General features: G+C 30.6%; 15 protein-coding genes. 8 read left to right on the forward strand and 7 right to left on the reverse strand.

Going from position 1 to position 14,466, the window contains the following annotated elements:
- Positions 1-39: 39 nt before the first annotated feature.
- Together BUA89_RS01405 and BUA89_RS01415 are read right to left on the reverse strand one after the other, a co-directional pair.
- Positions 40-1,143: a DNA topoisomerase IB gene (locus tag BUA89_RS01405; protein WP_072952839.1), complete on the reverse strand. Its 1,104-nt coding sequence runs from the start codon at positions 1,141-1,143 to the stop codon at positions 40-42.
- 204 nt (positions 1,144-1,347) lie between these two features.
- Positions 1,348-1,785 carry a DUF6526 family protein gene (locus BUA89_RS01415; protein ID WP_072952841.1) on the reverse strand — a complete coding sequence of 146 codons (438 nt, stop codon included), beginning with the start codon at positions 1,783-1,785 and terminating at the stop codon, positions 1,348-1,350.
- Positions 1,786-1,969: 184 nt separating this feature from the next.
- On the opposite strand from BUA89_RS01415, the gene BUA89_RS01420 reads away from it, so the two are divergent.
- Positions 1,970-2,404, forward strand: coding sequence for a phage tail protein (locus BUA89_RS01420; protein ID WP_072952842.1), 435 nt, complete (start codon positions 1,970-1,972; stop codon positions 2,402-2,404).
- 236 nt (positions 2,405-2,640) lie between these two features.
- Here BUA89_RS01420 and BUA89_RS01425 read toward each other — a convergent pair whose 3' ends face one another.
- On the reverse strand, positions 2,641-4,410 hold the full coding sequence (locus tag BUA89_RS01425; protein ID WP_072952843.1) for an aminopeptidase P family protein: 1,770 nt from the start codon (positions 4,408-4,410) through the stop codon (positions 2,641-2,643).
- 218 nt (positions 4,411-4,628) lie between these two features.
- Between BUA89_RS01425 and mnmE the strand changes: the two genes are divergently transcribed.
- From mnmE to BUA89_RS01460, 7 genes are all read left to right on the forward strand, one after another.
- Complete coding sequence (gene mnmE / locus BUA89_RS01430; RefSeq protein WP_072952844.1) at positions 4,629-6,014, forward strand: tRNA uridine-5-carboxymethylaminomethyl(34) synthesis GTPase MnmE; 1,386 nt, start codon at positions 4,629-4,631, stop codon at positions 6,012-6,014.
- A 267-nt stretch (positions 6,015-6,281) separates the two neighbouring features.
- Positions 6,282-6,833 carry a helix-turn-helix domain-containing protein gene (locus BUA89_RS01435; RefSeq protein ID WP_072952845.1) on the forward strand — a complete coding sequence of 184 codons (552 nt, stop codon included), beginning with the start codon at positions 6,282-6,284 and terminating at the stop codon, positions 6,831-6,833.
- Positions 6,826-8,052 carry a site-specific integrase gene (locus tag BUA89_RS01440; RefSeq protein ID WP_072952846.1) on the forward strand — a complete coding sequence of 409 codons (1,227 nt, stop codon included), beginning with the start codon at positions 6,826-6,828 and terminating at the stop codon, positions 8,050-8,052. The genes BUA89_RS01435 and BUA89_RS01440 overlap by 8 nt, the downstream gene beginning before the upstream one ends.
- Positions 8,049-9,122 (forward strand): hypothetical protein, encoded by a 1,074-nt coding sequence (locus tag BUA89_RS01445; RefSeq protein WP_072952847.1) that lies wholly within the window; start codon positions 8,049-8,051, stop codon positions 9,120-9,122. The genes BUA89_RS01440 and BUA89_RS01445 overlap by 4 nt, the downstream gene beginning before the upstream one ends.
- A 185-nt stretch (positions 9,123-9,307) precedes the next feature.
- The gene (locus BUA89_RS01450; RefSeq protein ID WP_072952848.1) at positions 9,308-9,685 is read left to right on the forward strand and encodes a helix-turn-helix domain-containing protein; all 378 of its coding nucleotides are present in this window, start codon (positions 9,308-9,310) and stop codon (positions 9,683-9,685) included.
- Between the two features lie 18 nt (positions 9,686-9,703).
- Positions 9,704-10,600, forward strand: coding sequence for a hypothetical protein (locus BUA89_RS01455; RefSeq protein WP_072952849.1), 897 nt, complete (start codon positions 9,704-9,706; stop codon positions 10,598-10,600).
- A gap of 117 nt (positions 10,601-10,717) precedes the next feature.
- Positions 10,718-11,518 carry a restriction endonuclease gene (locus BUA89_RS01460; RefSeq protein ID WP_072952850.1) on the forward strand — a complete coding sequence of 267 codons (801 nt, stop codon included), beginning with the start codon at positions 10,718-10,720 and terminating at the stop codon, positions 11,516-11,518.
- A gap of 164 nt (positions 11,519-11,682) precedes the next feature.
- Here the strand turns inward: BUA89_RS01460 and BUA89_RS01465 are convergent, their stop codons facing one another.
- The 4 genes from BUA89_RS01465 to BUA89_RS01480 all read right to left on the reverse strand — a co-directional run bounded on the left by BUA89_RS01465 (position 11,683) and on the right by BUA89_RS01480 (position 14,390).
- On the reverse strand, positions 11,683-12,306 hold the full coding sequence (locus BUA89_RS01465) for a hypothetical protein (RefSeq protein ID WP_072952851.1): 624 nt from the start codon (positions 12,304-12,306) through the stop codon (positions 11,683-11,685).
- 43 nt (positions 12,307-12,349) lie between these two features.
- A complete protein-coding gene (locus BUA89_RS01470) occupies positions 12,350-13,309 on the reverse strand; it encodes a PIN domain-containing protein (RefSeq protein WP_072952852.1) in 960 nt (319 codons plus the stop codon).
- A gap of 283 nt (positions 13,310-13,592) precedes the next feature.
- On the reverse strand, positions 13,593-13,940 hold the full coding sequence (locus BUA89_RS01475) for a hypothetical protein (protein WP_072952853.1): 348 nt from the start codon (positions 13,938-13,940) through the stop codon (positions 13,593-13,595).
- 3 nt (positions 13,941-13,943) lie between these two features.
- Entirely contained in the window at positions 13,944-14,390 is a 447-nt protein-coding gene (locus tag BUA89_RS01480) for a hypothetical protein (RefSeq protein WP_072952854.1), read from the reverse strand.
- Between the last annotated feature and the right edge of the window lie 76 nt (positions 14,391-14,466).

Below are 14,466 nucleotides of genomic sequence, written 5' to 3' on the forward strand. Positions count from 1 at the left end.
TACAACTTTTAATCCTGACAAAAAATCGATAGAGACTATTTACATCTTTTCGTTTTCTAATATTTTGAGAACCAGTTTTTCTTCCTGAGTAAGATCGGCTTTACCGTCATTTTCCTCTATTTTTTCCAGCTCATCAAGATATTTTTTGATAGTATTATTTTCATAAAGATTAATAACCAATGGATGAACATAATATTTTCTGCAAACTGTACTTGTATTTCCAAGGTGTGAAGCTACGATTTCCAATGCTTCTTTTACTTTTTTCTTGTATTGAGTATTATTTTCTGCATAACCAATCTCTTTAAAAGCGATTAGTGCACTTACAGTTCCGGACCATGTCCTGAAATCTTTTGCCGTGAAGTCTTCACCGCTGATTTCTTTGATGTAATCATTCACCATTCCTGAATCTACGGTATGGCGGTTTCCTTCATCATCAATATACTGAAAAAGTTCCCTTCCGGGAATATCTTTGCATTTCTGAACTAATCTCGCCAGTCTTTTACTTTTAAGATCAATATCATGCATTACTCCTTTTTTACCTTTAAAATGAAAAGTAATTTTTTGTCCCTTTACCTGAACATGCTTATCCTTTAAAGTCGTTAAACCGAAAGAGCCATAGAGTTTTTCATAGGCATTATTTCCAATTCTGATATTGGTTCTCTGCATTAAACTGACAATCAGTGCTAAAATTTTTCGTTTATCGAAATTTCTTAACGCTAAATCTTTCTCTACCTGCAGACGTATGCTGGGAAGAGCATACCCGAACTGAAGCATTCTGTAAAACTTTGTATGATTCCTCAACGCACTCCATAACGGATGATAACGATACTGTTTTCTCTTCTTCACATCAAAACCTGTTGCCTGAAGATGCCCATTATCCAAAGCGCAGATCCACACATTTTCCCAAGCCGGAGGAATAACCAGTTTGTTAATTCTTGTGATTTCGTCTTTGTCTTTGATTTTTTCTCCGTCTTTATAGTAAGAATACTTTTTTCCGGTCTTTTTTCGGGTGATACCGGCTGATTCTGCATCGGAGGTATATATAAGATGTACCGCCTTTGCAGATGCTACCGGATCTTTCATAATTTTTACAATCTTCGCGGGTTTCAGATGTGAAATGAGGTCTAAGTCTGAATTTTCCATAAGATTTGGTTAAGAGTTCCTACCCCTTGAAAATAGCCATAAAATAATAGCTATTACGCCAACTACTAATATGATTCCCCACCACATTCCTGCCTTAAAGATTGTTTCTACTGCTTCGCAGCTTGTTAATGTCAGCAAACAAAATATCGTCATACTGTATAAGCTCCATTTTTTCATAATAATTTATTTTTGGTGTTTATTATTTTAAATTCTGTGATGGTCAGCCCGCCAGTTTCTGATGGATTTTTTTATTTTATCTCCCGAAATGTTTTCATGAAGTGCTTTGTACAAAAGTTCTTTAAATTCATCATCATAAGCAAACCTCAATGCGGCAATCTGACTGAACTTCAGTTTTTCTTCAACCTCATCAGATCTCAAACCGAAAATTTCAAAATATCTTTGTTTAAATTCGATTCTTACCAGACGGTTCTGAAGTCCCAGCGCATAATGCTGTCTTACCATAATTGCCAGATAGAAAAGCAGAAAAATAACGATTGAAAATAAAATCCAGATCAGCTGATGCTGTTCATCATTAAAAATTTTATAAATTCCAAAACCTTTCAGCAGAATTAGTAATGGAAGATAAATGAAATGATGCGGCGGATAAAATTTCCTGTGATTTTTATAATTCTGACTTTCCATACTGTGTAAGTAAGCAATAACCTTTCCAAAATGTTAAATTTTCAATAATAATTGATTTATGTGGTATCAAGATGCAGCAATGAATTCTTCTGATAAAGTTATTTTAATGTAATGAATGATATTTTTAAATTTAAATAATTGATTAATAATCAGTATATTTATATAGGATAAAAACTACTTGATCATGCCGCAAAAAATTATCAATCGTTACCATTTCTCAGTAGATTGGGGGGGTAACAGGACAGAATTTCTTGAAGTTTCAGGATTGGATATGAATATCGATGTTATTTCGGTAAGGGACGGAAGCTCAAAGCTCGATTCAGAACAAAAAGCGCCTGGCTTGCTCAGATTTTCGGATGTTACTTTAAAAAGAGCTATCGTAAAAGGAGATAATGATTTCTTCAACTGGATCAGAACTAAAACATTCGGGTCAGTAGAAAGACGTGATGTCGTCATAAAACTTCTTGATGAAACGCATACCCCTTTTATTATCTGGAAGCTCCGAAATTGCTTTCCATCAAAATATATCGGGCCTGTGTTAGTAAGCAATGATTCTCAGGTTGCAACGGAAAGTCTTGTTCTGACGCACGAAGGAATTTCTGTTGAAAATCTGAAATAAAAAAATCACTCCAAAGGATTGAAGTGATTCCGCTTTTGAATTTACTGAATGTTTATGAAGATATGAATGATGTTTCTTTTTGTTGATACAAAGATAGCTTCAATTGTATTCGGGACATTCAGGAGAATCCCTGCAATTTTATCCGTAAAAATACGGTTGCTCCATATAAAAAAAGCCTTGTAATGCAAATGACAAGGCTTTTTATATTTAATAAAAATTTAAATTATCTTTCTCTGTTAAAGAGGACTTACCAATTCCAGGAACCAGTCTTTTACTTCGCCTTCTAAAAATGGAGCAATTTTTTCCTCACAAGTTTTATGATAGTGGTTCAGCCAGCTGATTTCCTCTTCAGATAAAATTTCTTTAACAATGGTATCTTTAAAGAACGGGCAGAACGTTAAGGTTTCAAATTCGTAGAAAGTACCGTGGATAGTAGTTTCGGATTCTTTAACGGCAATTAGATTTTCATGACGGATTCCGTATTCACCTTCGAGATAATATCCGGGCTCGTTGGAACAAACCATTCCTACCAAAAGCTCCTGCGGATTCATGTCTTTTCTGATGTTTTGAGGCCCTTCATGCACATTCATAAAGCTGCCGACACCATGTCCTGTACCGTGGTTGTAATCTTTGCCTTCCATCCATAGAGGAAGTCTTGCAATGGCATCAAGCTGAACGCCTTTTGTCCCTTTCGGGAATTTTACCATCGATAAACGGATCAATCCTTGTAAAACCAATGTAGAATTTCTTTTAAACTCCTCCGTAACAGCTCCTAAAGCTAATGTTCTTGTAATATCGGTTGTGCCTTCAAGGTACTGTCCTCCAGAATCTACCAGAATACTTGCATCGTTGGTAACTTCTTTGCTACCTTCGCTTTTAGCCGAATAATGCATGATTGCACCATTATCTTTATACCCTACAATACTGCCGAAACTTTCTCCGACAAAATTTTCACCTGCTGCACGAAAACCTCTTAGTTTTTCCCCGATAGAGTATTCGTTCATTGTTTCTTTTCCGGCATTGTGAGTCAGCCAATACAGGAATTTCACCATCGCAACACCATCTCTTACCATCACTTTTCTGAAACCTTCAAGCTCTGTTTCATTTTTCTGAGCCTTCATCAGATTTCCCGGAACCGGAGCTTTAATAAATCCATTCTCAGATTTTAAAGCTTCAAAAATAGACTGGTTGCTGGTAGGAGAGACTAAAACTTTTTCGTTTTTAAACGTTTTTAAATGATTGTAGAATTCTTCATAAGGCATCATTTTCACGAAAGATTTGTCCATTAGTTTTCTAGCCTCAACTTCTAATTTGTCAAGATCAGTAAACAGGATTGCGTCGTTTTTAGTGATAATGATATAACCCAGGAAAACAGGATTGCTTTCCACATCGCTTCCTCTTAAATTCAATGTCCAGGCAACATCATCCAGGCTGGAAATGATATGAACGGTAGCCTCCATATCTTCCATCTTCTGGCGGATCGCTGCAATTTTATCAACAACAGATTTTCCTGCTCTTTCCACAGGATGAACAAAAATCGGATTTTTTGAAGGAGTGCCTCTGTCTTTCCAGATTTCTTTCAGAAGAGGGGCATCAACTAAAGTTATATTTTTTGAATTTAATTTTTGAGTAAGAAGTTCCCAATTCGCATGAGCAGTTGCTATGGCATTTACCGCAACTTTTCCGCCAGCAGGAATCTCAGAAATAATCCAGTCTATATAGTTAGGAGTTCCTTCCATTCCGTCCTTGAAAAGATCGATACCCGAACCAGCCAATTCGATTGGTGCCTGTGTGAAATATCTTCCGTCCGTCCACAACCCGGCTTTATCTTTTGTAATTACCACAAAACCTGCTGAGCCTAAAAATCCCGACAGCCATGCTCTTTCCTGCCATTCTTTAGGCAAATATTCGCTCATGTGGGGATCGGCAGAGTATACTATAAATGCATCAACATTATTTTTCTGCATCTCTTCACGAAGTGCAGCCACTTTTTCCTTTGAAGTCATTTTTTAATAATTTTTAAAGAGGGAAAGTTACGAAATTTTGAAGTTTAAAAGTACATTGTATATATTTTACCCAATAATTAAATCTATTTTTTCTGTTGCTCATTTTTCGGGCAGTAATCTGAATCTTACTTTTAACAGACGTCATTTAGCTTTAATAAAATGATGACAATAGATAATCGGTATTATTCATTTGCCATTAAAAACCGTAAATTTGCGGTATGAATAACGATACCATTTGTGCGCTTGCAACGGCCAACGGAATAGGAGCTTTAGGAATCATCAGAGTTTCGGGAAATGAGGCATTAACTGTAGTTCAGAAATGTTTTCCTTCAAAAAAACTTGAAAAACAGAAATCCCATACTATTCATTACGGGTATTTTATGGATGGGGAAGAGGCTATTGATGAGGTAATGCTTTCTATTTTTTTGGCACCAAGAACTTTCACTACAGAAAATTCTGTAGAAATTACCTTCCATGGTTCGCCGCATATTGGGAAACGTATTCTTGAAACACTGATTAAAAATGGAGCCAGAATGGCAAAAGCAGGAGAATTTACGCTTCGTGCTTTTATTAACGGAAGAATAGACCTTTCGCAGGCTGAAGCCATTGCTGATGTGATTGCCTCTGAAAACGAAGCTTCGCGAAAAGTGGCCATTAATCAGCTGAAAGGGGGAATTACCAACGAAATTTCTTTTTTGAGAACAGATTTACTGAATTTTGTTTCTTTAATTGAACTTGAACTTGATTTTGCAGAAGAAGACGTTGAATTTGCTGACAGATCTGCTTTAGTTCAGCTGTTGAATAAAATCGAACTGAAACTTAATTCATTGATTGAAAGTTTCCAATATGGAAATGCCATTAAAAACGGAACCGCTGTTGCCATCATCGGAAAACCCAATGCCGGAAAATCTACACTTCTAAACGCTTTATTGAAAGAGGAAAGAGCGATTGTAAGCAACATTGCCGGGACAACAAGAGATACCATAGAAGAAATTCTTCATATTAAAGGTCATGCTTTCCGTTTGATCGATACTGCCGGATTGCGTGAAACCATAGATGAAATCGAAGCTATCGGGGTAAAAAAAGCTAAGGAAAAAGTAGAAAATGCCGATATTTTAGTGTATTTAGCAGATGCTGCCACTGAAGATTTTTCTGAAGATATTGAAATGATTCAATCTTTGCTAAGAGATGATCTCAAGTTAATTATCTGTGCTACAAAAATCGATGAGGTGGTTCCGACTCAATATGAGAAAGCAGAAGACATTTTCAGAAATGCGATTGTCCACGAGTTTGATTTTATAAAAATTTCAGCGGTCGAAAATCAAAATATCCAGGATTTAAAGAATGAATTGTCATCTTACGTAGAGCAACTAAAAGCTTCCGAAAGCAATGTGGTGATTACCAATCAAAGACATTTTGAAGCTCTGCAGAAATCTTTAGATGCAGTCAATAAGGTAAAAGAGGCCATCAATTTCCAGATTTCAACAGAATTATTGGCTTATGAATTGCGAAATGCTTTAGAACATCTTGGTGAAATTTCCGGTGAGGTTACTAATGATGAGGTGTTGGGGAATATTTTTTCTAAGTTTTGTATCGGAAAATAGACAGTGTTTTAGATTGTATATAGATTACAATTACAATAATACAAAAATCCCTTTAAATGTAATATTTAAGGGGATTTTTATTTGTCTTATGTTTTGTTTCAAAATTTAATATTGCAGAATATACACATTCCATTTGTTTCTATTTCGTTTCTATGAATTTGATTTGGAATAAAATTTGTAATTTCATCGTTAAAAAATGTTACATTTTGAAACAATGGGAAACATGATGAAACAATATGAAACATTTTTGGGGAGAATTTAGACGTTATGGAAGTCAATAAAATTTGTCAATTCTGCGGAAATAGGTTTGTAGCTAAAAAGACTACAACAAAATGCTGTTCCGATGACTGTGCTAAGAAATTCTACAAAAAGAGAAAGCGTGATGAAAAGATTCAAGCGAGTGATAAGGATTTTGAAGTACAAATTAAAGGTTATGATATTGAAGAAATTCAAAAGAAAGATTACTTATCTATCAAAGAGGTTATGCTTTTACTTAATATTAGTAGAACATCAATTTATCGAATGTTAAAAGATGGCAGATTAAGTAAATTAGAAGGCTTTAAAGCCATTAGAATTAGAAAGGTTGACTTAGATATACTCTTTAAGCAAAAAGCTGAAAATAACGAAGAAAAACAATATAATTTACCATATTTCTGCGATGATAATTATTACACGATTAATGAGGTCTTAGACGCATTTAAAGTGAGTTCAGGTTCATTTTATCATTTATGCAAAAAACATAATGTTCCAAAAATTCCAAAAGGTAAAAATGTGTATGTTCCCAAAAACTTAGTAAATACAATCTTTAATAATGAGTAAAAAAGTAACTGTACTGAAAAAACTTGTAAAAGGTAATAAAAGTAATCTTTCATTAAATTTCTATCCTCCCGTTTTCAATAGAAAGACTGGAAAATATACCCGTTATGAAAAAACAAGTTACTTTTTATATAATGATTTTCAAAGTGAGATTATTTATTACAACGATTCAAAAGGCAAGAAACAATCTAAAGTTGAAATTATTAAAGATAAAACGGGTAATCCTAGAAAATTAACCCTTACACCGGCGCAAAAGCACCACAATAAAGAAATACTTGAAGCTATTGAATTACTTAGAGCCAAAAGATTCAGGGAAATTACGAAGCCTGATATTTATACAGAAGCGGAGCTGAAAACTTTAGAATTAGCTGAAAATAAAAAGAAAATATTTACAGAATACTTTAAAGAGAAAGCAGAAAACGCAACTAGTTCAGTTGGCGCTTGGAAAGCTTGCTACGGATATTTTGTCAAATATTATAATAATGTCCTTTTCAGTGATATTAATAAAACTTTAATCGAAGATTTCAAAAATAGATTACTTGACACATATCAACTAAAAAGTACCAAACATAAACTAAGAAGAAACTCTGCGGCAAGTTATTTTATTCGATTTATACAAGTCTTAGAAATGGCTTATGAAGATAATTATCTATCACAAAGTTTTAAAGGACGTATAGGCTGGATTGAAGAAGAGGAAGTCATGAAGAATTTTCTTACAATTGATGAGTGTAGAACTCTATTCACAACAGAATTTTCTGATGAAACATTAAGAAGATACTGCATGTTTGCATTCTTAACAGGTCTTCGTTATAGTGATATAAATAATTTAACATGGGAAGATGTTGTTGTAAGAGACAAGATAAGTTACATATATTTCAGAATGCAAAAAACCTCAGCATTTCAATACCATCCTATTTCAGAAGAAGCTGTAAATTTAATGGGAGAGAGAACAAAAAAATCAGATTTTGTTTTTGATAGAATTGCATATCATTCACTCAATGATAATTTGAGGAAATGGCTATTGAAGGCAGAAATTGATAAGAAAGTCACTTTTCATAATTTCCGAACATCTTACGCTGTTGCACAGCTAGAAGCCGGAGCAGATATATATCTTATTTCAAAAATGCTTGGTCATAAAAATGTAACTACAACCGAAATTTATGCTAAAATAGTTGATAAAAGAAAAGTAAGTACAATTAATAATATAATATTGGGAATATGATAGAATTTTTACCTGTTATAGATAATGATTTTGATTTCTCTCCACTATTTCAATATTTTGAAGAGGGGAATAAAGACGACGACGAATTCGATGTATACCCATTTTCAAAGTTTCGTTATTTCTTTTGGAATAAAGAAAGTTTACGTCCAAAAGGTTTAAATATTGATGAGACGAAAATAGAAAACTTTGATATGTTTAAAAATATTTTCATTAGAGGTGATTATTTTTATCTTATAGCATATCATTATTTTATAAATGTTAAAGAATATAAATTTGAGTATAAAGTTGAAGGTAAGATGAAAATTGAAGATGAAGACGGAGAGCTTAAAATGGTTTCATTTTTTGAACCTTTATATAATGCTTTATTAAAAGAAAAGACAAAATCACAAACTTTACTTCGGCATGAATATATCCTGTCAAAGAATAAGTTTAACTATATTAACAAACTTACTGAACTTTTGTTGAATGACTATAATAATTTAGATGACGCAATTCGCAAGGAAAAAAATGTTTTTTCTAAATATGGAATTGCCGTTAAAGAGATCTATTTAGATGTTTTTCGTGATTTCTATTCTAATTTCGTTGATTATTTATCTAAAGATAATTTTAGTGCTTTAAAAAAACTTGTTTATCCCTCTAAAAAAGAAATTCAATCTTTTCAGATAGAAAATAGACCTAATTTTAAAAAGGGATTAACTAATGAAGCGAGAGAAGTTGTAATAAATTCAATTAAAAACAGCTTGATAGAAAAAGGCTTTATTGCAAATGTGACAACTTATGAACAAATTGATGATTTGTTCAATAATCGAAGAAGAGAAAGAGATAGAATTATTTGGCTTAAAACACCTTCATTACTAAAAAGTTTTTATAAGGTTTTAATTGATAAAAATATTATTACTTCAACAAATAATACACATTGGAAAATTTTATCCGATTTTTTCACCTATCAAAATAATGCTGAAGTAAATTCTGATAAGCTAAAAGATTTAAAATATTCAACCAATCAATTAGATGTTTTAAACTTAGAAAATTGCTTTGCGATTCTTTATGAAATAGTAAGCATAAAATAAGAAACTCCTACTTTGTATTTTTTATAAAAAAATTTCATTTTATTAATAAAATCAGATATTATAAATGAATTGATATTTTATTTTGAGTTATAAAATATTGATTATTAATTATTTAAAACTCCTACTGCAAAGTGGGAGTTTTTTTGTTTTTGGCACAATTGCTAAATTCTTGATACGCCGATGGTATGAAAAAAACTATCATGACGGCGAAATCCAGCCATAACGAAAATTTCGGTTTTATAATCGAAAAGTTGGTACAAAAAATAGTAACCAGACTATTATCTGTTTATATAGCAAAACTAGATATTTTTAGTCGTATTGTGCAGACAAAAGAAGTTTTAACAACTAAAGAGGTTGCTGAACTTCTTGGAATGAATGAAAGAGTCGTTAGAGACAAAATTAATTCTGGATTGATTCCAGCATACAAACCTGAATTTGCAAATAAATTTCTTGTATTGAGAAAAGATTTGATGAATGAAATTGTATCTGGACAACGATATAAATCTCTTTCAATGATAGATACAGAGGTTAATAGCGGATTTGATAGCAGAAAATATGTTTAATCTAAATACTTCTGAAAAATGATAGATTATATTAAAGCATATTTTCCTGATAAAAATGAAATTTTTGGAATTATGAAAGATAACTACAACCTTGAAAAAATAAGTTATACCAGATTTGATAAAACTGAAAATGCACTTGTTTCGTATGAGACCTACAAAAAAGAATTTGAAAATATGGAACTTAAAATCACTAATCAAGGAGCTTATCTTCATAACTCTTTACATCATTTTTATAATAAAATAGTTTATGGAATTGATGGGAATTATAATGATTTTAAGCATTCTTCTCTTGTTAATGCAGTTGATTTTCTGGAGGATAGGATTAAGTTCCCGGTTGATAAACTAGAGCTTTCACAAGGTTTAGAGTTTGGATTAAATCTAAGAGTGCCGTTTGATTTAGATGAATTTATATTGGATCAATGTATTCTTTATGATTTTTGTGAAGTTTCAAAATTCCCTCCACCAACGGAAGAGCAGGTCTATAAAGAATTTCAAAAAGGTAATTATAGACTTAAGATTTATCATAAGGGTAGACAACAATGCAATGGAGACGCAATTTTAAGAGTTGAGATTAAATTTTTAGATAAAAGAGATTTCAATAAAAATGGAATTTGTTTTTTAAACGATTTAGATGATCGAGATAACTTAATTTTTCTCTATGATAAATTGTGTAGTATTGTGAAATTTAAACTAATGTGCATTGATAATATCGAGATTAGAGATTTTTCACATTATAAGAAAAATAAGCTATATAAATATTGCTCACACAAGTATTGGGCTGAACTAAGTAAAGGTAGTTTCAAATTAGAATCAAAAAAAGCCTATCCATACTTTGAAAAAAATAAATTATTAGAAAATAAAAAAATACTCTTATCGCTTATGGATAGTAAGTTTACTGAATTATTAGATAGTTAGTTTACGGACATTGTATAAGAAGCCGGAGTTGATAATTACAGAAAGTAGGGAATTGATTTTCTGCTTTCTGTATTTTAATTTAAAGTTTCTATTCTTATCTTTATTAAAAATAATTTAATGAGAAAAAAATCTACTCAACAAGATAAAACAAAACAAAAACATTTAGATGATTTAGATAGGAAAAAGCAACAATCTAATCAATCAAATTTTAAATATAGAACCAAGTTTGATAATCAATCTATACCTAAAAAAATGAAGCTTCATAAAGTAGTTAAAGAGCTAAGGATGTCTATGCCGAAAGTTGTTCTACTTTTAGAACAAAATAATTTTAAAGTCGACCTCAGTCCTAATGCTTTAATTGAGGAGGAGGCTTTGAAATTTTTGTTTGGAGAAAAGAATGATGATAAAAATATTAATGTAATATTGACCGATCCCACTTATGAAATTATAGAATGGATTAGAAAGGATTTCAAAAATTTAGATAAAATAACTCCCGATACATTTGAAAACTTAATTATTACGTTATTAAAAAATAAAGGTTTTGGTATAGAAAAATCAGGAAGTACAAATAAAGCTGATGGAGGAATAGATGTTATAGCATATAAAAAAGATATTGTAAATATTATTATTGCAATCCAAATCAAATATAAAGTTAATATTACTAAAAAAGTGACAGCTGGTGAAGTACGAGATTTTGTAGGTGCGATGAATTTGGTGGATTATTTTAATGCAGGAATGTTAATTACAAATACTTTTTTCACTCACGATAGTAAATGGTTAGAAGAAAAAAATCATGATTTAGAATTAAAAGATAGTAAGGATATTCAAAACTGGCTAAAAGATAATTTTATTACTTCTAAAGAAATTAATAAAGAAATAGAGCTAACGAAATATAATAATGTAAGTCTACAATTTTAATGTACATTTTTAAGTTTTTAATGGCTGTGTATTACAATTTTTACACTTTTGAAAGCTACTACTTTAAGCTAGAGAAATAATTAAAATTAAAAAACTTAATCTGATAAGTTATAATTAAGCTATATTAAACTGTCAGATTAAGTTTTATTTTATGAAATTCTAAACTAAAAATTATTCAAATCATTTTCAGCATCCTTTTTTGAAATAATTTTTGATTTTCGCTGGTCAATTAAATCATTTATGAATTTTGGAAGCTCTTCATTAAATTCGTTGATTTCTTGATTAATTGTTTCTATATTTTTTACAACCTCATCTTCAAACCGTCGCATAAAACCTTTGACTTCATTTTTTATTTGGTCACTAAGATTTTCAGATCCATAAGTGGTTTGAATATTAATTTTCAACTTATTTTGCACTATACCCGTATCAAAATTTATCTGGTAATAAAATTTACTCGGACGTAAATAGAAAAAAATACCATCCCCTGTAATATCATAAGTATAGGTAATTTTAGCACAATCATATTTCTTGCCAGCTTCTAAAGAAAATCTTGCTTGCAAAGGAAACTGGTCTTTGGTTAAAGGTATCATTTCTATTTTTGAAGTCCTACTTTCAAAATTAATTCCGATGTTTTTAATTCTAAATACTTTTAAATTACTTTCAATAATTTTTTCTTTTTCAAGATTTAATATTTCTCCCTCCGGATAGGAATTAAGTTGTGATGTAATTTTTTCCTTTACATCTAATAAATAACTGGAAAGATGATTTCCATCAAATAATTTTTTCATAATTAAAATTATTAGTTTTTAAAATTAAGATTTATCATTAACGTTAATAATAAGCAGTATTATATCGCTTATAAAGATTTTCATCTATTTTATCTCTATTTTCTTCAATAATTTGTTTTCGTGCAGAATAAACAATAGAATCATCTTTTATCCAATATATTTGATTATTGCTAGTAAATGCAGTTGTAATATCATTTAATTGTTTAATTGAGAAATTATCATAATTTCTAAGTTTTCTAATTACATACTTAGCATTATCAAATGAATATGCTTCATATAAATTCTTAATAATTATCTCTTTTTCTGTTTCCGTCTCACTGGTGATTTCAATATGTGGGAAATGCTCTTTAAAAAAGTCAGTTATTTTTCGATAATAGAATAATTTGGAGTTTTTATTTTCTTGCCATTCACTAAGTAAATAATCATTAAACTTTTTATCATTTAATTTTGAATAGAAATCTTTATCGTCAGATATGAAATATAAATCTTGTTCATCGGGTACATCATCTAAAAGACTTTCCCAGTTAATAGCATCACCATATGATTTATCTTTTCCTGGAGGATTGCCAATATTATATCTCAAAATTCCTTTGCTAATTATTTCATCTGTTGTTTCAATTGTTTTAGCTTTCTCAAAAAGTTTATTTAGTATTTCATCTGCTTGAAGAGTTTTAGTTTCTGCATCATGTTTGAGTTTTTTCAGCAAGGAGTTTTTATTTGACTCATATTTTTTTATTGCTTTTTTCATTTCTGTATATTCATCATAGTTATGACAAATCATTGGGAATTGATTATTAAACTTAGTGGAAACAAGCTTGTCAAGCGAATCTGCAATCTTAACTTCTCTATTTCTATCAAATTCATTCTTTGTCTGTTCTGGTACATACAGACAGATGTTATCTGTGTTTATTAATGCTATAAGTTTCTTTAATTCCTTCAAATCCTCATTTGAAAAATGATAAAATGTTAGATATACATTTGTATCTATATAAATATTTTTCATGAAGTTACTATTTGTTACAATATCGGATTTTCTATGAAGAAATCTATCCGTATTTTTACGGTTTTTTACTTTATAAAATAGTAAACCTGTCTAATGACAGGTTTTTAGCTTAGTTTAAAATTCTTTTTAAACTTTTGCTCAATAATTTCAAACCATACATAATATAAAATGCACAAACAGTGTATAAAATAAGAAATGTAATTGACACTAATAAAATTAAAATATTATCCCAAATACTATATTTCTTGAATTCTAACGAGGTAATGCACCCAACTGATTGATTTCATTTTCCTGTATCAAAGGGATTTTCACTATTCTTCATAAAGACTGATCCCATCCTTTTATATTTCATTGACTTGCCTTTGACACACACATCATAAATTCCATTTCCTTTTTGCTCTGAAATACGAAGAAAAACAATGTCTTTCTCATCACAATCATTATCGATTGCAATATGTTTTCTAAGATCTTCTGTTGTAGCATCTACTTTTTTTAGAAAAGACTGTATTTTCTTATCCGGTGCGGGTTCTTGGTAAGTTGAGGGTAGATCACACTTCTTGTCTTTTTGAGAGTCTTGTGCAAAATAAAGAGTTGGTACTACCAACGCTAATGTAAAAATGATTTTTTTCATAAATTAAAATATTCTGTTAATAACTTTTCTTCTGTATTCGTCTGGATCAAACATCAAATCAAATGCTTCTATAAAATAAAATGGAGAAAACATCTTATTTAGATTTTGAGAATATATAGGCTGATTTATTATTCTATTAAAATCTGGTTTACCTCCATAAATGGTAAAAAACATATTTTCAATTATTGCGCTTCTGCAAGTTGTATTTTGTAATTCCACATCTTGAATTGCATAAGTATTGAGAAGCTCAAAAGTATTTTGTGAAAATATTCCGTGATGTAAGTTTAGGATAGTTTTAGCAATGAAGTTGCTATATCGTACGCTTTCAATCTTATTATTACTAATAAAAATGTTATTCTTATAATCTTTGTCAGATTTGGGCAAAGTATACAGGATTTCTCCGATGTTTGCCAAATTTATTACCTCCTCTCTCAGTTTAAAAATGTTCATACTTTAAGTTTTAGGAAATAAAAAAAGTGTGAGCAATTCACACTTCGTATAGGAGGTATTTGGCGTAACCCACAAA

It is taken from the genome of Chryseobacterium arachidis, assembly GCF_900129245.1.
Classification (GTDB): domain Bacteria; phylum Bacteroidota; class Bacteroidia; order Flavobacteriales; family Weeksellaceae; genus Chryseobacterium; species Chryseobacterium arachidis.